Source organism: Phenylobacterium sp. (assembly GCF_046590535.1).
In the GTDB taxonomy this organism is placed as follows: domain Bacteria; phylum Pseudomonadota; class Alphaproteobacteria; order Caulobacterales; family Caulobacteraceae; genus Phenylobacterium.
On sequence record NZ_JBKJTG010000052.1, the window covers coordinates 1 to 21,418 of the forward strand.

The 21,418-nt window shown below is 69.7% G+C and carries 25 protein-coding genes; 13 read left to right on the plus strand and 12 right to left on the minus strand.

The features are described from left to right. The 7 genes from ACLL81_RS02955 to ACLL81_RS02985 form a co-directional block, all read left to right on the plus strand. Positions 1-682: ribose-phosphate diphosphokinase (locus tag ACLL81_RS02955; protein WP_411286854.1), on the plus strand; the 682-nt coding region annotated here is incomplete at its 5' end. A gap of 126 nt (positions 683-808) precedes the next feature. Beyond that, the gene (locus ACLL81_RS02960; protein ID WP_411286855.1) at positions 809-1,849 is read left to right on the plus strand and encodes a hypothetical protein; all 1,041 of its coding nucleotides are present in this window, start codon (positions 809-811) and stop codon (positions 1,847-1,849) included. Between the two features lie 196 nt (positions 1,850-2,045). Continuing rightward, on the plus strand, positions 2,046-2,717 hold the full coding sequence (locus ACLL81_RS02965) for a 50S ribosomal protein L25/general stress protein Ctc (RefSeq protein WP_411286856.1): 672 nt from the start codon (positions 2,046-2,048) through the stop codon (positions 2,715-2,717). 33 nt (positions 2,718-2,750) lie between these two features. Then, on the plus strand, positions 2,751-3,371 hold the full coding sequence (pth, locus tag ACLL81_RS02970; protein ID WP_411286857.1) for an aminoacyl-tRNA hydrolase: 621 nt from the start codon (positions 2,751-2,753) through the stop codon (positions 3,369-3,371). Positions 3,372-3,393: 22 nt separating this feature from the next. Continuing rightward, positions 3,394-4,491, plus strand: a complete 1,098-nt coding sequence (gene ychF / locus ACLL81_RS02975) for a redox-regulated ATPase YchF (protein WP_411286858.1) — start codon at positions 3,394-3,396, stop codon at positions 4,489-4,491. Between the two features lie 13 nt (positions 4,492-4,504). Beyond that, a complete protein-coding gene (locus ACLL81_RS02980; RefSeq protein WP_411286859.1) occupies positions 4,505-5,176 on the plus strand; it encodes a dienelactone hydrolase family protein in 672 nt (223 codons plus the stop codon). Next, a complete protein-coding gene (locus tag ACLL81_RS02985) occupies positions 5,176-5,856 on the plus strand; it encodes a dienelactone hydrolase family protein (RefSeq protein WP_411286860.1) in 681 nt (226 codons plus the stop codon). Before ACLL81_RS02980 ends, ACLL81_RS02985 begins: the two co-directional genes overlap by 1 nt. Here ACLL81_RS02985 and ACLL81_RS02990 read toward each other — a convergent pair. Continuing rightward, on the minus strand, positions 5,853-6,323 hold the full coding sequence (locus tag ACLL81_RS02990; RefSeq protein ID WP_411286861.1) for a hypothetical protein: 471 nt from the start codon (positions 6,321-6,323) through the stop codon (positions 5,853-5,855). The two genes, ACLL81_RS02985 and ACLL81_RS02990, sit on opposite strands and share 4 nt — an antisense overlap. A 63-nt stretch (positions 6,324-6,386) precedes the next feature. On the opposite strand from ACLL81_RS02990, the gene ACLL81_RS02995 reads away from it, so the two are divergent. Both ACLL81_RS02995 and ACLL81_RS03000 read left to right on the plus strand, forming a co-directional pair. Further along, positions 6,387-7,196, plus strand: a complete 810-nt coding sequence (locus ACLL81_RS02995; protein WP_411286862.1) for a hypothetical protein — start codon at positions 6,387-6,389, stop codon at positions 7,194-7,196. A 58-nt stretch (positions 7,197-7,254) separates the two neighbouring features. Beyond that, a complete protein-coding gene (locus ACLL81_RS03000; protein WP_411286863.1) occupies positions 7,255-9,678 on the plus strand; it encodes a methyltransferase in 2,424 nt (807 codons plus the stop codon). Positions 9,679-9,923: 245 nt separating this feature from the next. Here ACLL81_RS03000 and ACLL81_RS03005 read toward each other — a convergent pair whose 3' ends face one another. Genes ACLL81_RS03005 through petA form a run of 3 tightly spaced genes read right to left on the minus strand, consistent with a single transcriptional unit; the run spans position 9,924 to position 12,652 of the window. Continuing rightward, on the minus strand, positions 9,924-10,766 hold the full coding sequence (locus tag ACLL81_RS03005; protein ID WP_411286864.1) for a cytochrome c1: 843 nt from the start codon (positions 10,764-10,766) through the stop codon (positions 9,924-9,926). Positions 10,767-10,772: 6 nt separating this feature from the next. Next, positions 10,773-12,092, minus strand: coding sequence for a cytochrome b (locus ACLL81_RS03010; protein ID WP_411286865.1), 1,320 nt, complete (start codon positions 12,090-12,092; stop codon positions 10,773-10,775). Between the two features lie 5 nt (positions 12,093-12,097). Further along, complete coding sequence (gene petA / locus ACLL81_RS03015; RefSeq protein WP_411286866.1) at positions 12,098-12,652, minus strand: ubiquinol-cytochrome c reductase iron-sulfur subunit; 555 nt, start codon at positions 12,650-12,652, stop codon at positions 12,098-12,100. A 204-nt stretch (positions 12,653-12,856) separates the two neighbouring features. On the opposite strand from petA, the gene ACLL81_RS03020 reads away from it, so the two are divergent. Further along, positions 12,857-13,324, plus strand: coding sequence for a tRNA (cytidine(34)-2'-O)-methyltransferase (locus ACLL81_RS03020; protein ID WP_411286867.1), 468 nt, complete (start codon positions 12,857-12,859; stop codon positions 13,322-13,324). Further along, a complete protein-coding gene (gene hemF, locus ACLL81_RS03025) occupies positions 13,321-14,196 on the plus strand; it encodes an oxygen-dependent coproporphyrinogen oxidase (RefSeq protein ID WP_411286868.1) in 876 nt (291 codons plus the stop codon). The genes ACLL81_RS03020 and hemF overlap by 4 nt, the downstream gene beginning before the upstream one ends. Here the strand turns inward: hemF and ACLL81_RS03030 are convergent. The 7 genes from ACLL81_RS03030 to ACLL81_RS03060 are packed head-to-tail and all read right to left on the minus strand — an operon-like array spanning position 14,183 to position 18,312. Then, positions 14,183-14,311 (minus strand): hypothetical protein, encoded by a 129-nt coding sequence (locus tag ACLL81_RS03030; protein ID WP_411286869.1) that lies wholly within the window; start codon positions 14,309-14,311, stop codon positions 14,183-14,185. The two genes, hemF and ACLL81_RS03030, sit on opposite strands and share 14 nt — an antisense overlap. A gap of 21 nt (positions 14,312-14,332) precedes the next feature. Then, a complete protein-coding gene (locus tag ACLL81_RS03035) occupies positions 14,333-15,037 on the minus strand; it encodes a type 1 glutamine amidotransferase (RefSeq protein WP_411286870.1) in 705 nt (234 codons plus the stop codon). Then, positions 15,034-16,284: a CCA tRNA nucleotidyltransferase gene (locus ACLL81_RS03040; RefSeq protein WP_411286871.1), complete on the minus strand. Its 1,251-nt coding sequence runs from the start codon at positions 16,282-16,284 to the stop codon at positions 15,034-15,036. Before ACLL81_RS03040 ends, ACLL81_RS03035 begins: the two co-directional genes overlap by 4 nt. Beyond that, positions 16,281-16,559 (minus strand): hypothetical protein, encoded by a 279-nt coding sequence (locus ACLL81_RS03045; protein ID WP_411286872.1) that lies wholly within the window; start codon positions 16,557-16,559, stop codon positions 16,281-16,283. Before ACLL81_RS03045 ends, ACLL81_RS03040 begins: the two co-directional genes overlap by 4 nt. Further along, positions 16,552-17,202 carry an NUDIX hydrolase gene (locus tag ACLL81_RS03050; protein ID WP_411286873.1) on the minus strand — a complete coding sequence of 217 codons (651 nt, stop codon included), beginning with the start codon at positions 17,200-17,202 and terminating at the stop codon, positions 16,552-16,554. The genes ACLL81_RS03045 and ACLL81_RS03050 overlap by 8 nt, the downstream gene beginning before the upstream one ends. Then, on the minus strand, positions 17,199-17,768 hold the full coding sequence (locus ACLL81_RS03055; protein ID WP_411286887.1) for a DUF1285 domain-containing protein: 570 nt from the start codon (positions 17,766-17,768) through the stop codon (positions 17,199-17,201). Before ACLL81_RS03055 ends, ACLL81_RS03050 begins: the two co-directional genes overlap by 4 nt. A 31-nt stretch (positions 17,769-17,799) precedes the next feature. After that, positions 17,800-18,312: a GNAT family N-acetyltransferase gene (locus ACLL81_RS03060; RefSeq protein ID WP_411286874.1), complete on the minus strand. Its 513-nt coding sequence runs from the start codon at positions 18,310-18,312 to the stop codon at positions 17,800-17,802. A 213-nt stretch (positions 18,313-18,525) separates the two neighbouring features. Between ACLL81_RS03060 and ACLL81_RS03065 the strand changes: the two genes are divergently transcribed. Both ACLL81_RS03065 and ACLL81_RS03070 read left to right on the plus strand, forming a co-directional pair. After that, positions 18,526-19,779, plus strand: a complete 1,254-nt coding sequence (locus ACLL81_RS03065; protein ID WP_411286875.1) for an MFS transporter — start codon at positions 18,526-18,528, stop codon at positions 19,777-19,779. 31 nt (positions 19,780-19,810) lie between these two features. Further along, on the plus strand, positions 19,811-20,743 hold the full coding sequence (locus ACLL81_RS03070) for an SDR family NAD(P)-dependent oxidoreductase (RefSeq protein WP_411286876.1): 933 nt from the start codon (positions 19,811-19,813) through the stop codon (positions 20,741-20,743). A 60-nt stretch (positions 20,744-20,803) separates the two neighbouring features. Here the strand turns inward: ACLL81_RS03070 and ACLL81_RS03075 are convergent, their stop codons facing one another. Beyond that, positions 20,804-21,418: a GNAT family N-acetyltransferase gene (locus ACLL81_RS03075; RefSeq protein ID WP_411286877.1), complete on the minus strand. Its 615-nt coding sequence runs from the start codon at positions 21,416-21,418 to the stop codon at positions 20,804-20,806.

Here is a 21,418-nt window from a genome sequence, read left to right on the forward strand (position 1 = left end):
GCCCTACTTCGGCTACGCCCGGCAGGACCGCAAGACCGGCGGCCGCACGCCGATCTCGGCCAAGCTGGTGGCCAACCTGATCACCCGCGCCGGCGCCGACCGGGTGCTGACCATGGATCTGCACTCCGGCCAGATCCAGGGTTTCTTCGACATTCCCACGGACAACCTGCAGTCCGCGCCGCTGATGGCCAACGACATCAAGGCCCACTACCAGAAGACCAGCGAGATGCTGATCGTCTCCCCCGACGTGGGCGGCGTGGTCCGCGCCCTGGCCGTGGCCAGCCGGCTGAACGCCGACCTCGCCATCGTCGACAAGCGCCGCGCCGGCCCGGGCAAGAGCGAGGTGGCTAACATCATCGGCGACGTCTCCGGCCGCCGGCTGATCCTGTTCGACGACATCGTCGATTCGGCGGGCACCCTGTGCAACGCCGCCCAGTCCCTGGTGGACGCCGGGGCCACCGAGGTCTCGGCCTATGTCACCCATGGCGTGCTCTCGGGCGCGGCCACCGAGCGGGTGAAGAACTCGGTGCTCAAGGAGCTGGTGATCACCGATTCCATCGAGGCGCCGGAACCGCTCACCGTGACCACCACCAAGATCCGGCGGGTGAGTTGCGCGGCCCTGATCGGCGAGGCGATCCGCCGTATCGCCAATGAGGAGTCGGTGTCGAAACTGTTCGACTAGGGTTCGACGGGACCTGCGCGCGGCGACCGGTCACGCTTGCTCAGGAAGAGTTTACCATGCGAGGGCATAACGTACCGGGGGGCTGCTGCTAACGTCGAAGCGTTCGACCCAGGGGAAACCTAGCTGATGCCGTTCGTCTTTCCGGTCCGCCGCCTGCTCGCCGCGGCCGCCCTGGTTGCCGCGCTCACCAGTTGCGCAGAGGCCCCGCCGCCGCCGCCCGTCGCGCCGCCGCCGATCCCGTCCGTGAGCCTGTCGCCGCGGGTTATCGAGCAGGCAGCCGCCTACCGCCACTACGTCAACAACGCCTCCGCCATCCAGCCCGGCTTCATGGACGGCGGCCAGGTGGCCCAGGGCGTGCGCGTCGGCGCCGCCTTCGAGCCCCAGCAACTGCTGCGCGGCGCCATCGCCTATGGCGCGGTGGTGGCCCTGCAGGATCCCGGTTTCGTGGCCAGCGTGCGCACCTACGCCACCGACCCGACCCAGCGCCGCACCATCGCCTATGAGATCATGAAGGACCCGGCCTATGTGGTCGGCATCGCCGGCTCCGCCGGCGCCGCGGGTCTGGTCATCCAGGCTCTTGGCGACGACGGCCACAAGCTGCTCAGCCAGGGCAAGCGGGTGAAACAAGCCGCCTACGACGTGCAGCGCGCCTCCTGGTCGAAGGCCGACGTGGCCGGCCGCGATGCGCGCCTGCAGCTCGCCAAGCAGCTTTCCGTCACCCCGGTCAACGGCGACGTCGCCGAGACCACCCGCCTCAGCCAGGCGGTGGTGGGCGCCGCGCCCCTGGGCATCCTGGCGCCGCAGACGGTCAGCCCGCCCTATACCCCCCTGGTGATCCGCTCCATGGCGGTGGCCGCTCTGGCGGCGCTGGGTTACGCCGACGACGCCAGCCTCGAGCAGGTCATGCCGATCCTGGCCGAGCCCAATGCGGCCCTTTGCCTGAAGATGTCCAAGCTCAACCTCTACCAGTGCCTGGCCGTGTCGAAGCCGCACTACGAGGACGTCTTCTGCCTGGGCGTCCACGCCCTGATGGACGCCGGCAAGTGTGTCCTGAAGAGCACCGGCGTGCCGGAGCCCATCGACGTAGCGACCCAGCCCCTGGCCCTGGCCACCACCAGCGCCGCGGTCCCCGTCTCCGCCACGCCGACGAAGCCGATGACGCGCTAAGCTTTACGTCCGGCGCGGTTGCGCGCGCCGGGCCTATTGTGTATCTACGCGCACCTTTCGACCCCCCGGACACGCCTTGTCTAGGTGCGTCCAGAGTCGTACAGGCCCTTGGAGCCGTTCCGCGGAACGGCTCATGGGTCGCGGATTTGCGTCGCCGCGCGGCCTTCGCGCGGCGGCTTCGTTTTGAGGCATGGCCATGGCCGAGATCGTATTGAACGTTGAAGTGCGCGAGCGGACCGGCACCGGTGGCGCGCGCGACGCCCGCCGCGCGGGCATGGTCCCCGGTGTGCTCTACGGCGGCGACAAGGACCCCGTGGCCATCGCCGTGAAGGCCAACGAGTTCCGCAAGGCTTTGTTCACCGGTAAGCTCCTGGGCCACCTGGTGACCCTGAAGTACGGCAAGGAGAGCCAGCCGGTCATCGCCAAGGACGTGCAGATGCACCCGGTGAGCGACGAGCCGTGGCACTTCGATCTCTACCGGGTCGACGTGCACCAGCAGATCAAGATCGCCGTGCCCGTGCACTTCATCAACCACGACGAGGCGCCCGGCCTGAAGCGCGGTGGCGCGCTCAACGTCGCCCTGCACGACGTGCTGCTCTCCTGCGCCGCCGACCAGATCCCCGAAGACCTGGTGGTTGACCTGACCGGTCTCGACATCGGTAGCGCCATCCGGGTCTCCGACCTGAAGCTGCCAGCCAATGTGGAAGCCGCCATCGACCTCGACACCGTGATCGCCACCGTCACCGGCGTCTCGGCCCAGGCTGACGAGGACGACGCCGCCGACGCCGCCGCCAGCGAGGAAGCTGTCGCGGCCGACGAAGCCGAGGCCGCGGCCGACGCCGCCAGCGAAGAGGGCGGCGAGGCGTAGGCCCGCCGCTCCGGTCTCGATCGGAGCGCGCTCATGCTGCTCATCGCGGGGTTGGGGAATCCCGGCCAAGCCTATGCCAGGAATCGCCACAACATCGGCTTCCTGGCTGTCGACGAGATCGCGCGCCGCTGGGGATTCGGCCCGGAACGGTCGCGATTCAAGGGCTTGGCTTACGAGGGCGGCATCGATACGCCCGAGGGCCCGGTCCGCGCCCTGATCCTCAAGCCGCAGACCTTCTACAACGAGAGCGGCCGCGCCGTGGGCGAGGCGCTGAAGTTCTTCAAGATTGAACCTTCCAGCCTGGTGGTCTTCTACGACGAGATCGACCTGGCGCCCGGCCGCTTCCGGATGAAGACCGGCGGCGGGGCGGCGGGCAACAACGGGGTGCGCTCGATCACCGCCCAGGTGGGACCCGATTTCCGGCGCGCTCGGCTGGGCACCGGCCATCCGGGGGACAAGGATCTGGTCCAGGGCCACGTGCTCTCGGACTTCCACAAGGCTGAGCAGCCCTGGGTCGAGGCCCTGGTCCGCGCCTGCGCCGACGCGGCGCCGCTGCTGGCCGCCGGCGAGGATGAGAGATACCAGGCCGAGGTCATGCGTCTGGCCCCCGCCGAGAAAGCCGACCCCAAGCAACTTGCCCGCGGCAAGGACTAGCGTCTCAACCCCGAAGGACCCCATGGCCCTGAAAGTCGCCATCGTCGGACTGCCCAATGTCGGCAAGTCGACACTGTTCAACGCCCTCACCCAGACGGCCGCCGCCCAGGCGGCGAACTATCCGTTCTGCACCATCGAGCCCAACGTGGGCGACGTGGCGGTGCCGGAGCCGCGTCTGGACGCATTGGCCGCGATCATCCCCTCCAAGGAAATCATTCCCGCCCGGATCAACTTCGTGGACGTGGCGGGCCTGGTGCGCGGCGCATCGCAGGGCGAGGGCCTGGGCAACCAGTTCCTGGCCAATATCCGCGACACCGACGCGGTGGCCTTCGTCACCCGCTGCTTCATTGACGACGACGTCACCCACGTTGAGGGCAAGGTCGATCCCCTGGCCGACCTGGAGACCATCGAGACCGAGCTGATGCTGGCCGACCTGGAGAGCCTGGAGAAGCGGGTCTCCAACCTGGAGAAGCGCGCCAAGACCGGGGACAAGGAGTCCGCCCAGACCCTGCGCCTGGTGCAGGTGGCGCTTACCGAGCTGAACGCCGGTCGCCCGGCCCGCAAGGCCAAGGTCGCCCCTGAGGACGACAAGGCCTGGCGCATGCTGCAACTCCTGACCTCCAAGCCTACGCTCTATGTGGCCAATGTGGATGAGGCCTCCGCCGCAGCCGGCAATGAGATGTCCCGGCTGGTCGCCGAGCGCGCCACCCGCGACGGGGCCGATTCGGTAGTGATTTCCGCCCAGATCGAGAGCGAGATCGCCATGCTGGACGAAGCCGAGCGGGGCGAGTTCCTGGAGACCCTGGACCTCACCGAACCCGGTCTGAACAAGCTGATCCGCGAGGCCTATCACCTGCTGGGCCTGCAGACCTACTTCACGGTGGGCCCCAAGGAGGCGCGGGCCTGGACCATCCACAAGGGCGACACCGCCCCCCAGGCGGCCGGCGTCATCCACACCGACTTCGAAAAGGGCTTCATCCGCGCCGAGACCATCGCCTATGCCGACTATGTGCGGCTGAAGGGCGAGGCGGGCGCCAAGGAGGCCGGAAAATTCCGCCAGGAGGGCAAGGAGTATGTCGTCCAGGACGGAGACGTGATGAACTTCCGCTTCAACGTCTGAAGGACCCGACCAGATGCCGGATATGATCACCATCACGGGCGCGGACGGCTTCGCGTTCGCCGCCTGCCACGCGGCGCCAACCGGAGCCCGCAAGGGCGGGGTGGTGGTGATCCAGGAGATCTTCGGCATCGACCGCCATGTGAAGGCCGACGTGGAGCGCTGGGCGGCGATGGGCTACGAGGCGGTCGCCCCGTCGCTCTACGACCGCCGCGAGCCGGGGTTCACCGCCGAGCATGATCCCGAGGGCCTGCAGGCCGGCGTCGCCCATGCCCGCGCCACCCCGCTGGACCAGGCGCTGGCCGATATCTCCGCATGCCGCGATGTCCTGGCCGAGCGCGGCGGCAAGGTCTGCGTGGTCGGCTACTGCTATGGCGGTTCGCTGGCCTGGCTGTCGGCCGGCAAGGTCGAGGGCCTGGCCGCCGCCTCCAGCTATTACGGCAGCCTGGTGCAGGCCAATGCGGCGCTGGAGCCTCGCTGCCCGGTGATCATCCACCTGGGCCGCACCGACGCCGGCATCCCGGCCGACGCCGTCGTCGCCGCCATCGCCGAGCATCACCGCGAAGTGCAGGTCTACATCTATGAAGGCGCCGGCCACGGCTTCAACAACGAGAGCCCGGAGCGCTACAACCCCGAGGCCGCCGGCCTGGCGCGAGCCCGCACCCTGGCGCTGTTTGACGCCGCCTGATGGGCGAGACCGTCCGGCTGGGCAGCGCCCGCGACGGCTTCGAATTCGAGGCCTATCGCGCGCCGGTCGCCGACGCCCGCCGGGGCGGCCTGGTGGTCTGCCACGCCATCTGGGGGGTCACGCCGCATCTGCGCGCCCTGGCCGAAAGCTACGCCGAGGCCGGCTATGAGACCCTGGTCCCCAGCCTGTTCGGCCGGCTGCAGCCGGGGTTCACTGAGCGCGACACTGACCCCGCCCTGATGGCCCGCCAGAACGGCTATGCCAAAGAGACCGCCTGGGGCGCCGAGGTGCTGGACGTGGTGCAGGCGGCCATCGACGCCCTGGCGCCGCCGGTCTTCGCCCTGGGGTTCTGCTTCGGCGGCACGGTCGCCTGGCTGGCCGCGGCCCGCTGTAGCGGCCTCTCCGCCGTGGCCAGCTTCTACGGCGGCCAGATCGTCCAGTACCTGGAGGATGCGCCCGGGGTCCCGATCATCCTGCACCTGGGCAAGACCGACCCGCTGATCCCGCCCGCCGACATCGAAGCCATCCGCGATCGCCACCCCGACCTGCCGGTCTACCTCTATGAGGCCGGCCATGCCTTCGTGGCGCCCAACGGATATCACGCCGACAGCGCCCGGCTCTCGCGCCTGCGCACCCTGGCCCTGTTCGCCCGCAACGGCGCGGGCCGGGCGGAGGTCTAGGGCAGCTCGATGCGCTTGCGGACCTCGGGGACCTTCTCCAGGCCGCGCACCAGGACCGCCTGCGCGGCCAGGATGCCAATCCCCGCCGCATAGCCGGAGAACACGCCGGCCGGATAGCGTCCGCCGCCCGCCACAGCGGCGATCTGCCAGTAGATGAACAGGGCCGCACCGCAGAGCAGGCCCACGCCGATGATCACCGAACCGGCCGTCTGGCCGAAGCCGGCCTCAAAGCTCATCCAGACATAGCGGGCCAGCTGCCGGCGCAAGGCCCTCACGGTCAACGGCAGGGCCAGCGACAGGAGCAGGAACAGGCCCGGCCACAGCAGGGTGCGCTCGGCGACCAGCTGCGCGCCCCCCGGCAGCCGCTGGAAGGCGTGGACCACCGCGCCGGCATAGATCAGCGTCGCGGCGGCCACCGTGATGTCCTCCATACGCTTGAAGTTCCGCCAGGCGGGGGTGTGGACCATCCGCCCAATCTAGCGGCCTGTGGGGCGTACGTAAGGCGCCTTGGCCGCGGCCGGGGCGGGACTATGCTCAGCTTGACCGTGACCCTCAGAACCCTCGCCCTCGCCGTCCTGATCAGCGCCGCCGCCCCTGTGGCCGCCGCCGGCGAGGCCGCCTGCCGGCTGGAACTGGGCGTGGTGGTGGTCCCGGCCCAGGTGGCCGGCATCCCGGGCGACTTCATCCTCGACACCGCCACGCCGCAGACCCAGATCCACGAGACCCGCGCCCAGGGCGAAGGCTTCGCGGAGGGGCCTATCGAGGCCGAGGTCCGGCTGGCCGGCGTGACCCTGCCCCGAAACTCCGTCGCCATCGCCGACCTGGATCTGCGCACCTGGGCCTTCGAAACGCCGATCGCAGGCGTGATCGGCGCCGACGTGCTCAAGGACTTCGTCGTGGATGTGAGCTTCCAGCCCTGCCGGGTGAGGCTCTCCCGGCCCGCCGACGCCCCCGCCTTTCGCGTGGCCACCGACCTGGCGATCACCTGGATCTCCGGGAAGCCCAGTGTGCGGGCGCAGGTATCGGACGGGACGCGGGCCCTGGAGGGTGACTTCGCCGTCGGCACCGGCGCCGACCGGGCTGTGCGGCTGGACGAGGGTCTGGCCAGCGTGGCGGGCGCGCTGAAGCCGGAGGAGCTCTACCTCTGGGGCAACCTCGAACCCCGCCTCGAAGTGCTGTCGGTGCCGGGCGACGACCTGCTGCGGACCGCTGCCGGCCTGCTCAAGGCGGACGAGGCTGGCCCGCTCGGCCTCCTGGGCCCCGGCGCCTTTGGCCTGGCGCCGCTGCGCTTCGACTTCCCCGCCGGGCGGCTGCGGGTCGGGCCCGCACGCCGCCGCTAGCCGCAGTGGGCGCTCGCCAAGGATTGCGGTAGAGAGGCCGGCTTTCCGGGAGCCCCGTGTGAACCAAACCGACCTGACCCCACCGCCCGCCGACGCCTGGAACGACCTGCGCGCCCGCGTGGTCACCCTGCGTGAGGCCGGTCAGCACGCGGAGGCCCGCGCCGCTGTCGAGGCCTGGACTGCCGAGCATCCGCGGATCGCCGAGGCCCACGCGCTGCTGGCCGAGCTGTCGCTGCTGACCGGCGCGCAGGACGCCGCCGTGGCGGCGGTGGAGGCCGCCCTGGCGCTGGACCCGGCGTCCGCCCTGGTGCAGCGCGCCCTGGCGCGCCTGCGCCTGCGGGAGAACCAGTCCGAGGAGGCCCTGGTGGCGGCCCGCGCGGCGCTGGGCGCATCGCCGGACGACGCGGAGAGCCAGGTGGTTCTGGCCGCCGCCCTGGCCAATCTCGGCAAGTTGGCCGAGGCCGCGTCGCTGGTGGCGCGCGCGCTGGAGACCCGGCCAGGCTTCGCCGAGGCGCACACCATCCGGGCGCTGATCCGGCTGCGCAGCGGCGACGCGGCCGGCGCTCTGGCGGATGCAAAAACCAGCGTGCTGCTCAATCCGCATCTGGCGCGGAGCTGGCGGCTGCTCGCCTCCCTGCGCAACCAGGCCGGCGACCGGGACGCCGCCAAGGCCGCGCTCGGCGAGGCGGCGGCCCGCGATCCGGGCGACCCGGCCTATCTCATGGAACTGGCCACCCTGCACCGAGAGGACGGCGAGATCGCCGAGGCCAAGGTCGTGCTGGAGCGCGCCCGGCAGGTCACCCTACAGCTCGGCGACGCCCGGCAGCTCAACCTGCTGGCCACCGTGCTCCTCGACCTGGGCGAGAAGGTAGGCGGGCTCGAGGTGGCGATCCGCTCGCTGGAGGTGGCCGACACCCCCGATGGCCGCAAGCTGTTCGCCGAGAGCGTTCGGGGACCCCTCGCTCAGGCCGATCCCAAGGTCCACGCCTTGTTGACCCGCGCCCTGGCGGAGAACTGGGGCGCTCCGATCCCGCTCGCCCGGGCCGCCGGCTTTCTGCTCCGTCTGGATCCCCTGATCGAGGCGGGTGTCCGGCGCACGGCGATGGGCGAAGCCTTGACGCCGGAGGACCTGCAGGCCGCCTTCAGCGACACTCTGCTGACCGAGGTGCTGATCCGCAGCCCGATCACCGACCCGTTCCTGGAGCTCTTCCTGACGACCCTGCGGCACGCGCTGCAGGCCGCCGTGCACGAAGGAACGGCGCCGGAGCGGGCAGACGGGCTCGATTTCCTCGCCAGCCTCGCCCGCCAGTGCTTCCTCAACGAATATGTCTTCAGCCAGACCCCTGGGGAGAGCCGGACGGCGCAGGCCCTGGCGGATCAGGTAGCGGACGCCCTTGCGCGCGGCGAGCAGCCGCCTGCCGCCAAAGTCCTGGCGGTCGCCGCCTACCTGCCTCTGAACGCCCTGCCCGGGGCCAGTCGCCTGCTCGAGACCCCATGGTCGAGTGCTGTGGAGGAGGTGCTCCGGATCCAGGTGCGCGAGCCCATGGCCGAGCGCATTGAGCGCGACGCCATCCACCGGCTGACGCCGATTCACGACGCCATTTCCCTGAAGGTCCGCGACCAGTACGAGGCCAACCCCTATCCGCGATGGGTCGCCCCACCGAGAGGGTCGCAGCCGATGCCGGTCGATGCTCAACTGCGCCGCCTGCTCCCACGCGCCCCGCTGCAACCGGCGCCGGGAAGCGCCTCGCCCGACATCCTGGTGGCGGGCTGTGGCACCGGGCAGCATTCCGTCAGCATCGCGCGGCAATTCACCGACGCCCGGGTGCTGGCCGTTGACCTCAGCCTGGCCAGCCTTGGATACGCCGCGCGCAAGACCCGTGAGTTCGGTGTCGAGAATCTCACCTACGGTCAGGCCGACCTCCTGGAGCTGGCCGCCCTGGGCCGCACCTTCGACGTGATCGCCTGCGTCGGCGTGCTGCATCACCTGGCCGATCCTGGCGAGGGCCTGCGGGTGCTCGCCGGACTCCTGCGGCCGGGGGGCGTGATGAGCCTGGGCCTCTACAGCGAGATCGGCCGCCGCAACCTGGCGCCCGCCCGGCGTTGGATTGAGGACAAAGGCCTGCGGGCGACGCCCGACGACATCCGCGCCTTTCGCCGCCAGGTGATCGACGCACCGCCCGGCGATGGCGTCCGAGACATCCTCCCGTTTGCCGACTTCTACGGCATGAGCACGTGCCGCGACCTGCTGTTCCACGTGCAGGAGCACCGGATGGACACCCAGGATCTGCACGACCTGACCGCGGCCGCCGGGTTGACCTTTCTGGGGTTTGTCCTGGGCCGAGGCGTGCTGGAGGACTATCTGCGCGAGCAGCCGCAGGACCCCACCGCCACCGACCTGGCCGCCTGGGGCGCGTTCGAGGCCGAACACCCGGACACCTTCATTTCCCTCTATCAGTTCTGGGTGCAGAAGCCGGCCTGAGGCGGGCCACGAAGAAGGCCCCGGGAGCGCCGGGGCCTTGTCCGATACCGGGCCGTTCGCGGCCTGGTGTGCTGGATTTGCAGTTCGCCCTATTGCTCGGATCGAGCTCAGAGCGAACTTCGCAATCGGGACACTAGGGCCTTTCCCGTTCAAATGGACCCATTTGGACGGGATAAAAAGGCTCTAAATCAAAAGCTTAGAGCATCTTTCGTCCGAAAACCGTGTCACACTTTTCGCAAGATGCTCTAGTGGCCGACGTTGCGCCACACGCGCCTGTAGCTGAACCACAAGAGCACCGAGAAGATCAGCAGGTAGAGCATGGCGCCCAGGCCAAACTCCTTGCGCTCCTGCATCTTGGGCTCCGAGGCCCAGGTCAGGAAGGCGGCCACGTCCTTGGACATATTGGAGACGGTGGACGGCGTGCCGTCGTCGAAGCTGACCTGCCCGGCGACCAGCGGCGGCGCCATGGCGATGAAGCCACCCCTCGGCGCGTGGCCCCTGCCGGTCCAGTAGGCGGCCAGGTCGCCCGGCATGTAGGGGTTGAAGTAAGAGCCCGCCGGCACTGTCAGGCCGGCCGGCGGCTTCACGTAGCCGGTAAGGATCGAATAGACGTACTGCGAGCCGTGGTGACGGGCCTTGACCAGCACCGACATGTCCGGCGGCAGGGCGCCGCCGTTGGAGGCCCGCGCCGCCGCGTCGTTGGGGAATGGCGAGGGGAACCGGTCGGCGGAGGTGGCCGGACGCTGGACCACGTCACCGGTCTCGCTGTCGATGTCGTTGACCTGCAGGTCGGCGGCCAGCGCCTTCACATAGGGGTTGTCGTTGGCGTTCGGATATTTCGTGTCGAAGAACGGCCCGCCCTTCTGGCCAAGGTTGCGGAACGACACCAGGCTCATGGCGTGGCAGCTGGCGCAGACCTCGCGATAGACCTTGTAGCCCCGCTGGAGTTGGGCGGCGTCGAATTTGCCGAGCGGACCCTCGAAGCTGAAGGTCACGTGCTTCGGCTCTTCCGGACCGGCGGCGGCCAGCGCCGGCCCGGCGAGGAAGGCCAGCCCGAGCGCCGCGAGCGCCAAACCTTTGCGCAGCATCTGGGCTCAACCCCTCTGTTCAGGCGACGCCACAGCGCCCGCGGGCGTGGTGGCGGGATGCGATAGGACCGGCGCGGAGATCGACTCCGGCTGCGGCAGCGGCGTCTCGGTCAGGCCGAGCACCGGCAGCACGATCAGGAAGTAGGCGAAGTAGTAGAGGGTGGCGATCCGCGACAGCCAGACGAAGCTGTTCAGCTGGGCGTCGAGCAGCTGGAAGCTGACCATGCCAGGGATCACCGGGTCGTCCGGCAGCTTGCCGCCGCAGTAGCCCAGCACCAGGGCCGCCAGCACGAAGATGAAGAAGTAGAGCCGGGCCGTCGGGCGGTAGCGCATGGAGCGCACCTTGGACGTATCCATCCAGGGCAGGACGAACAGCACCGCGATGGCGCCGAACATCATCAGCACCCCGCCCAGCTTGTCCGGCACGGCCCGCAGGATCGCGTAGAACGGCAGGAAGTACCATTCGGGCACGATGTGTGCGGGGGTCACGAGGGGGTTTGCGGGAATATAGTTGTCGGCGTGGCCCAGGACGTTGGGGCTGTAGAATACGAAGCTGGCGAACAGCAGCAGGAACACCGAAATCGCGAAGCCGTCCTTCACCGTGTAGTACGGATGGAAGGGCACGGTGTCGGCCTTGGACTTCACATTCACGCCGGTGGGGTTGCTGTTGCCGGGCACGTGCAGCGCCCAGATGTGCAGCACCACCACGCCGGCGATCACGAACGGCAGCAGGTAGTGGAGCGAGAAGAAGCGGTTGAGCGTCGGGTTGTCGACCGCGAACCCGCCCCACAGCCAGGTGGTGATGGCCTCGCCCACCAGCGGCAGCGCCCCGAACAGGTTGGTGATCACCACCGTCCCGTGGAAGCTCATCTGGCCCCAGGGAAGGACGTAGCCCAGGAAGGCGGTGGCCATCATCAGCAGGTAGATCACGCAGCCCAGTATCCACAGCACCTCGCGCGGCGCCTTGTAGGAGCCGTAGTAGAGGTTGCGCAGCATGTGCACATAGACCGCCACGAAGAACATCGAGGCGCCGTTGGCGTGCGTGTAGCGGATCAGCCAGCCGTAGTTGACGTCGCGCATGATCCGCTCGACCGAATTGAAGGCGTAGTCCACGTGCGGGACGTAGTGCATGGCCAGCACGATGCCGGTGACCAGCTGGATGCCCAGCATCAGGGCCAGGATGCCGCCGAAGGTATACCAGTAGTTGAGGTTCTTCGGGGTCGGGAAGTCGATGACGCTGTCGTAGGCCAGCCGGATGATCGGCAGGCGCATGTCCATCCAGCGTTCAAAGCCGGTCTTCGGCTCATAGTTGGAGTGTCCGCTCATCGATTTCAGCCGATCTTGACCTTGGAGTCGGAAAGGAAGGCGTATTCCGGCACCTCGAGATTCTTGGGCGCCGGGCCCTTACGGATGCGGCCGGACTTGTCGTAATGCGAGCCGTGGCAGGGGCAGAACCAGCCGCCGTAGTCGCCCCCGCCGAAGGTGGGTACGCAGCCCAGGTGGGTGCAGACGCCGACCAGCACCAGCCACTGCGCCTTGCCGGGCTTGTGCCGGGCCTCATCGGTCTGCGGGTCCCGCAGCGAGGCGTTGTCGTCCTTCACCGCCGCGATGATCTCGGCCGGGGTGCGGTTGCGCACGAACAGGGGCTTGCCGCGCCACTTGACCACCACCTGCTGGCCGGGCTCGACCTTGCTCAGGTCGAACTCCAGAGAGGCCAGCGCCAGGGTGTCGCCTGATGGGTTCATCTGGTCGATGAACGGCCACGCGAAGGCGCCCACCGCGCCCACGGCCGCCGCGGTCGCGGCGATATGGATGAAGTCTCGACGGCTCGGGTCGTCGCCCGGAGCGTGCGGATCGGGAGTTGCGCCCACCACGGTGTCGGCCACCTTAAAGCTACCCTTCGATACGGCGCCCCCAAATAGCTCGGGAGCCGCCAGCCTTTGGACCCGTCCAGACGCCTGGTAAAGGGCCGCTTTCCGGGAAGGGAGCGCAGGCAGGGCACGTTCACCAGTAGCGCTTGCGAAGCCTCGCGTGGCGCTTCCGTGATTCGTGCCCTATGCCCCGGTCCATCCCGTGGCGGATCGCTTAGAATGCGTTTGGCGCTTTTTCAACCGGACATTCCGCAAAACCTCGGCGCGGCCTTGCGCCTGGGCGCCTGTCTGGGGGTCCCCGTGGACGTGATCGAGCCCTGCGGCTTCCCACTTTCCGACAAGGGCGTGCGCCGTGCAGCCATGGATTACGGCGCAATGGCGGACCTGCAGCGCCACGCCGGCTGGGCGCAGTTCCTGGCGGCGCGGCAGGGCGCGGCGCGGATTATCCTGTTCACCACCAGGGGCGCCGCCTCCCTGCACAGCTTCCAGTTCCGGCCCGACGACATCCTGCTGTTCGGCCGCGAAAGCGCCGGCGCCCCGGACGAGGTGCATGCCGCCGCCGACGCCCGGCTGGTAATCCCGCTGGCGCCCGGCGCACGGTCGCTCAACCTGACCGTCTCGGCCGCCATCGCGCTCGGCGAGGCGTTGCGCCAGACGGATTCATTTCCTAAGCCGCAACCATCATGACCGAAGCCCCGACCCTTGACGACAAGAGCCTGCGCGCCCGGGCCTGGTTCGACAGCCTTCGCGACCGCATCACCGCCGAGTTCGAACGCCTGGAAGACGAGGCGCCTGCCGAGCTCTATCCCGGCGAGCCCGGCCGGTTCGAGCTGAAGCCGTGGGTCCGCGCCGCCGGCGGCGGCGGCGTGATGGGGTTCATGCGCGGTGGCCGGTTCTTCGAGAAGGTCGGCGTGCACATCAGCCTGGTGCACGGGACCTTCACCCCGGAGATGGCGGCCACCATGCCGGGCGCCGACACGGATCCGCGCTTCACCGCCACCGGCATCAGCCTGATCGCCCACCTGGTGAACCCCCGCGTGCCCGCCGTGCACATGAACACCCGCTACCTGGCCACCACCCAGGGCTGGTTCGGCGGCGGCGCCGACCTGACGCCGTTGCTGGACTCCCAGCGCAGCCAGGAAGCCGACGACGCCCGGCTGTTCCACGCCGCCCTGCGAGGCGCCTGCGACAAGCACGACCCGGCCTGGTATCCGGCCTACAAGGCCCGCTGCGACGAATATTTCTTCCTGCCGCACCGCAATGAGCCTCGCGGGGTGGGCGGCATCTTCTACGACCACCACAACTCGGGCGACTGGGAGCGGGATTTCGCCTTCACCCGCGACGTGGGGGAGGCTTTCCTGGAGGTCTATCCGAAGATCATCCGCCACCGCATGGACGAGCCCTGGACCGAGGCCGACCGCCAGGAACAGCTGGTCCGCCGGGGCCGCTATGTGGAGTTCAACCTGCTCTACGACCGCGGCACCATGTTCGGCCTGAAGACCGGCGGCAACATCGAGTCGATCCTGTCGTCCATGCCGCCGATGGTCAGTTGGCCCTGACGACCTGACCTGGCCCCCCGCGCGGATCGCGATGGTCGGCGCCCTGGGCGCTCAGGCCGACCACCAGGGCGGCGGCGGCGCTGGCGGCGACGATCAGGATTTTGACGGTCTTCATGCTGATCAAACCGGTTGGGCGCTATAGCGTTGCGGCGGCGAGGAAATTTCGGATCCAGCCGCCGACCCGGGCGCGGTCGTCGGGGCCGCCGTAGCTGGCGATGGCCTGGTCGGCCTGGTCAGGCGTGTAGCGGGTTCCGCGCCGGGCCTCGATCAAGGCCGTGGCGTAGGCGGGCTCAAACTCCGGGTGGAGCTGGATCGAGATCGCCGGCTGGTCGCGCCAGGCCAGGGCGCCCATGGGCGTGAAGGCGTTGGCGGCGATCACCTCGGCCCCGGGCGGCAGCTCCACCACCTGGTCCTGGTGCGAGGCGGGCAGGCGAAGGGTGTCGTCGCCATCCATCCACGGCTCGCGGCTGAGGATGCGGTAGTCGTGTTCGCCCACCCCCCAGCCCTTGGGCGACTGGATCACCTTGCCGCCGAACGCCTCGGCCATGACCTGATGGCCGAAACAGACGCCCACCAGCGCCGCGCGGCCCCGGGCCTCGTTCAGGAAGCCTTTCAACGCGCCGATCCAGGGCAGCGGGTCATAGACCCCGCAGGAGGCGCCGGTGATCAGCCAGGCGTCGCAGGCGTCCGGCGCCGCCGGCCACTGGCCCTCGTCCACCGCGAAGGTGGAATAGTCGTAGGCGTCCTCACCCAGCAGGCGCCGGAACATGGCCGGGTAGTCGCCGAACCGTGGGCGCGCGCTCTCCGGCGGCTGCCCGGTCTTCAGGATGCCCAGCTTCAAAACGCCATGCCCTGGGCCACCGACTTCAGTTTCTCCACCGCCGACATGGGATCGTCGATGAAGTCGTGGTCGACCCACCAGTCCTCCAGCTCGCGCAGCACCTGGCCGACCATCGGGCCTCTGGGGACGCCAGCCTTGACCACGTCCTCTCCCGTGATCGGGAAGGCCGGCGCCGTCCAGCCTTCAGCCAGCGCGATCATGCCGCGCCACTGGGGGGTCACGGCGCTGCGCTCAGCCGCCGCCCAGCCGAGCTTGGCCCGGTCTCGGAAGGCCGGCAGGCCGGCGTGGTAGACCGCCCGGCGGATTTCCCGGGGGCTCATCCAGCTCTTCAGGGCAGGCGTCGGCGCCAGGGCGGCCACGATCCGGTCGCGGTCGGCATTGGAGAGGCGCAGGACCGCAGCGAGCTTGCCGGCCGCCAGTTGGTCGTCGGGTAGCAACGCCGCCAGCCGCAGCGCCGGATCGGTCTCGAAGAGCTGCTCGCTCTCGATCTCCACCAGCACCTCGAAGCGCGCCAGGTTGGTCGCCCCAGGCAGGACCACGGCCAGGACGCCGCTCTCGGCCATCAGCCGCACGGCCGGGCGCGGGTCGTCGGCGGCCAGGAGCTTCAGGAGCTCCTTTGATATCCGCTCGGCGGCTAGGGTTTTCACCTGATCCTTCAGCGCCGCACAGGCCGCCAGGCCGGCGGGGTCGGGGGCGCCCTTGCCGTACCAGGCCATGAACCGAAAGAAGCGCAGGATGCGCAGGTAGTCCTCGCGGAGGCGCTGTTCCGGCTCGCCCACGAAGACGATGCGCCCGGCCCGGGCGTCCGCCACGCCATGGCCCGTAGGGTCGAACACGGTCCCGTCCCGCTGAGCGTAGAGGGCGTTGAGCGTGAAATCGCGCCGCCGGGCGTCCTGCGCCCAGTCGTCGGTGAAAGCCACCACGGCGCGCCGCCCGTCGGTGACCACGTCCCGGCGCAGGGTGGTGATCTCATAGGGCCGGCCCTGCGAGATCGCCGTCACCGTGCCGTGCTCGAACCCGGAGGGCACGACGCGCAGCCCGGCGGCGGTGAGGGCCTCGGTGACCTGGACCGGCGTCAGGGTGGTGGCGATGTCCAGGTCGTCGACGGCCGCACTGATCAGGGTGTTGCGAACGCAGCCGCCCACGAAGCGGGCGCAGTCCGGCCCGCCGGCCGCCTCCAGGGCGTCCAGCACGGCGGTGGTCTGCGGCGACGTCATCCAGGGGGGCCGGCCCAGGGTCTCGCTCATTTTGTCGCCGGATCCTGTTTCTCGAAGCGGCCTTGGGTCACCCGGCCATCGGCGGTGACCTCGCCGGGCACATAGACCTCGCCGCGGTTGTCCCTATGGAACAGAGCCGTCGCCAGCAATGAAATCCCCACCAGCGCCGCACCGATGGCGAACAGCCACGGCCAGGGCGTCGCGCCCATCTCCCGTCCCGAGCGGCGGGCCCAGGCGCGCCAAGCAAACCAGAAGGCGAAGGGCGCGGCCACCAGCAGGGCGCGAAGGGCGATGATCTCAAGCAAGAGCGGCCCCATAGAGCCGGTCGTAGAGCGCCCGAAGGATGCCCGCCGTAGCGCCCCAGATCACCCGGTCGGCATGGGTCATCGCGTAGAAGCGGCGCATCTCGCCGGTGGGCAGTTCGCGCTCGTGCTCCTCATGGTTGCTGGGGTCCATCAGGAAGCCGAACGGGGTCTCGAAGATATCGGCCACCTCGTCCGGATTGGCGGTGAGCTTGAAGCCCGGCAGCACAAAGCCCACCACTGGGGTGATCAGGTAGCCGGTGCCGGTCTGGTAGGGGGTCGATAGGCCTACCAGCGACACATAGTCCGGGTGCAGGCCGATCTCTTCATGGGCTTCGCGCACCGCCGTGCGCCAGGGGGTCTCGCCCGGGTCGCGCCGGCCACCGGGCAGGGCGATCTGGCCGGTGTGGCGGCGCAGGGTGTCGGACCGCCGGGTGAGGATCACCGAAAGCCCCGCCTCGCGCTCCACCAGGGCGATCAGCACCGAGGCGGGCGTGAGCGCAGTAGCCGCGTCGGGCCAGGGACCGGGGCTCAGGTCGAAGTCGGAGCGGCGGGTGAAGCCATCCACCGCAGGACGGTCCTCCAGCGGGTCCAGGTGTTCGCCGATCCAGGTGCGCAGGTCGGCCGGCGCGGAGAGCGCGTTCACAGCCGGTGCGCTCCGGCCGGCCCAACTGGGAACCAGGCGCCGTTGGAGGCCACCCCCAGGGTCGGTCCCTGCGGCGTCTCGCGCTCCTGGGCCATCTCCACCAGCTCGTAGAACACCGGCCGGGCGATCAGCGCCTCCAGGCCCCGGCGGACATGCACATAGGGCCGCGGCTCGCCGTCCTCGCCCATCTCCACGCGGATGGCGTTGTCCGTCCCGGCCTCGACCTCGTCACCCACATTGGTCAGGAACTTCAGCGCCTCGCCCACCCGGTCGACCCGGATGGCGATGAAGGGGGCGTCCTCCACGGTGATAGTAAGCTTCTCCACAGGCGTCACCAGGCAGTAGCCGTCCGGGTCCTTGCGCAGCACCGTCGAGAACAGCCGCACCAGGGCCTCGCGGCCAATGGGCGTGCCCTCGTGGAACCACAGGCCATCCTTCTTGATGACGATGTCGATGACGCCGCAGTTGGGCGGGTTCCACAGGTGCACCGGCGGCAGCCCGCGGCCCGGGGCCTGGGCCTTGGCCGCTTGGATCACACCCTCCAGTCCCGAATTTCGCTCGCCCATGCTCACAAGGTAGGCGGCGGCGCCGTTCGCCTCAAGCGCGCCGGGGCCCGACATCCCCAAAGAGCGCCAGCGGCCGAAAGGCGCGCAGCAGCACGCGGCGCTGATCCACAGGCCTGGGCAGCACCACCTGGGCCGCCGGCGCCGCGGAAAACCCCATGCGCGCGAAATAGGGTTCGTCGCCCACCAGCAGGACGCCGGCCTCGCCCGCCGCCTCTGCCGCCTCGCAGGCGCGGGCCACCAGCAGCCCTCCGACGCCGGCGCTGCGCTGGTCGTGGTCCACCGCCAGCGGCCCCAGGAAGATCAGCGGCTGATCGCCGACCGCCACCCGCCACTGGCGCACGGTCCCCGCCAGGCGTCCGTCCTGCCAGGCGCAGAACGACAGCTCCGGGGCGAAGTCAGCGATCTCGCGGACCCGTTCGGAGACCTTGGTGAAACGCCCCGGTCCAAAGGCGCGGTGCAGCAGCGCCTCGATGGTGGCGGCGTCCTGCGGGTTTTCAGGGATCAGGGTCAGCGCCGGGACCGGCGTGCTGGAGGGGGCGGACATGGACAGGTTCCGAGGTGCGGGCGACGAGAACGGCCGCCGGGCTCGAGGCCGGCGGACGGGCGGGTCTTCAGGCGCAAGCGCGCAAGGTTCGTCGCAGCCGCATGTCGTGGGCCCTTTCGGAGCCAGCCGGAGGCGCGCAGATAGGGCGCGGGGCCCGCCCCGTCAACGGCGCCGTTGCCGCCGGCGCCAACCCAGGGCAGGTTCGGGACGCCCATGACCGAGCCCTCCCAGGACGCCGTCCCCTCAGCCCGCGCGCTACTGAAAGAGCGGGACTACCTGGTGTTCTGGGGCTCGCGCTGGACCGGAAGCTTCGCCAGCCAGATCCAGAGCGTGGCCATGGGCTGGCACATGTACGCCCTGGCCCGCGAGACCCGCTCGGTGGAAGAGAGCGCCTTCCTGGTAGGGATGATCGGCTTGGCCGCCTTCCTGCCGGTGTTCCTGCTGACGCTGCCGGCCGGCGAGGCGGCGGACCGCTACGACCGCAAGAAGGTTCTGCTGCTGTGCCTGACTGGCGAGATCGCCAGCGTCCTGATCCTGGCCATCGCCACCCTGAACGGCCAGGCCTCGGTGACCCTTCTGCTGGTGATCGCGGCCCTGTTCGGGGCAAGCCGGGCCTTCTTCGCCCCCGCCAATACGGCGCTGGGGCCCATGCTGGTGCCGCGAAAGCTCTTGCCGCGGGCCATCGCCTGGAACTCTCTGGCCTGGCAATCGGCCTCCATCGCCGGCCCCGCCGCCGGCGGCATCCTGGTCGGCTTCTCGCCGCAGGCCGCCTATTTCACCACCTTCTCCCTCTATCTCCTGGCCGGGCTGTTCATCGTCGCCATCCGCAAGAACGCCAAGCCCGACGTGCAGCCGGGATCGCGCTGGGCGCTGATGAAGGAGGGGCTGGCTTACGTCTGGCGCCAGAAGATCGTCTTCGGGGCCATCTCACTGGACCTGTTCGCCGTGCTGCTGGGCGGGGCGACGGCGCTCCTGCCGGTGTTCGCCCGTGACATCCTGCACGTGGGCCCGCAGGGCTTCGGCATCCTGCGCGCCGCCCCGGCCATCGGCGCCACCGCGGTGGCCCTGTGGCTGGCCGCCAATCCGATCCGAGCCAAGGCAGGCAGCTTCATGTTCGCCGGCGTGGCCGTGTTCGGGGCGGCCACCATCGTCTTCGGCCTCTCACGGTCCCTGTGGCTGTCCGTGGCCGCCCTGGCGGTGCTGGGCGGCGCGGATATGCTGTCAGTGTTCATCCGCCAGACCCTGGTGCAGCTGGTCACCCCCGACGCCATGCGCGGCCGGGTGGCGGCGGTCTCCTCCGTCTTTATCGGCGCCTCCAACGAGCTGGGCGAGTTCGAGAGCGGCGTGGTGGCCCGGTTCCTGGGCCCGGCGGGCGCGGCGGTGTTCGGCGGCGTCGGCGCCCTGATGGTCACCGCGCTATGGGCGCGCCTGTTCCCCGACTTGCGCAAGGCCGACCGCCTCGAATAACTGTATCCTCATTGATTAGGGAGATAAGTCGATGGGCGCACTTGAGGGTAAGGTTGTCCTGGTTACAGGCGGCGGCAACGGGATCGGCCGCGACTGCGCGCTGATCGCGGCGCAGGAAGGCGCCAAGGTGGTGGTCAACGACTTGGGCGGCAGCCTCAAGGGCGAGGACGAGGGCTCCGCGGGCCCCGCCGAGCAGGTGGCCCAGGAAATCCGCGCCAACGGCGGCGAGGCGGTCTCCAACTCCGACAGCGTCACCAGCCTGAAGGCGGTGGAAGGCATGGTCGAGCAGGCGCGCGACACCTTCGGCGGCCTGCACGCGGTGATCAATCCGGCCGGCATCCTGCGCGACGTGATGTTCCACAAGATGAGCGAGGAGGACTGGGACCGGGTCATCGACGTGCACATGCGCGGCTCGTTCAACGTGGCCCGGGCCACCATCGAGCTGTTCCGCGAGCAGAACGACGGCGCCTACATGTTCTTCACCTCCACCTCGGGGCTGTTCGGCAACATCGGCCAGGCCAATTACGGTGCGGCCAAGATGGGCATCGCCGGCCTGTCGCGGATCATCGCCATGGAAGGCGCGCGCAACAATGTGCGCTCCAACTGCCTGGCGCCGGTGGCCTGGACGCGGATGACCCAGTCGGTGCCAATCAAGGACGAGGCCGCCGCCGAACGCCGCAAGTTGATGGCCGAGAAGGTCCGCGCCGATCAGCCCGCGCGGTTCTCCGTGGCCATGGTCACCCCGGCCGCCGCCAACGTCTCCGGCCAGATCTTCGGGTCCTCCGGCGAGAACATCATCCTCTACTCGCAGCCCCGCCCGATCGAGACGGTGACCAAGGAAGAGGGCTGGACCGTCGCCACCATCCTGTCGGAAGCCGTGCCGAAGATGGCCGACAAGTTCTTCCCGCTGCAGCGGGGCCCCCTGCCCGGCGCCACCCAGCAGCCGGCGAAGGCGGCGAGCTAGGCGGCCGCAACCTCCTGTTCCTCCCCCATCGCGCCGCGCGGTTGGGGGAGGAACATTTACTCATAGCCGATGCCTCAGCCGCCACTCTTCGCGGGTGAGTTCCCAGTAGCGCGACCGGCGGATCGTCCCGTCGGGCCGGATGGCCTCGCGCTCGCCCATGTCCACGAACCCGGCCGCCTCGATCAGCTTGGCCGAGCGGATGTTGTCCGTGGCGGCGGTCAGGCCGATCAGGCGCACGCCCAGGGTGGTGAACATCCAGGCGAAGGTGTGGGCAGCTCCCGGACCCCCCTGGCCGCGGTTCTGCCGGTCAGCCCGCACCGCCCCGGCCAGCTCGCCCGACGCCCGCTCGGGCCAGATCGTGAACCTGGAATACCCCGCCACGGCGCCGTGCGCGTCGAGGCTGACCAGCAGCAGGCCATCCCCGGCCAGCGCCTGGGCCTGGGCTTCGGTGACCCAGCGGGTGACGCTATCCGGCGTGATCGGCCGGGGCAGGTCATAGATCGCGTCCGAGACCGCGGGATCGCTCAGCAGGGCGACCAGGCCCTGGACGTGGGACAGGTCCGCGCGGGCGCGGTGCTCACCCAGGGTGGCGGGATCGACGATGCGCACCGCTTCGCGGATGGCCTGGGCCTCCTCCGGCTCGGCGTGCAGCACCGTCTTGGGTGGGGCGCTCAC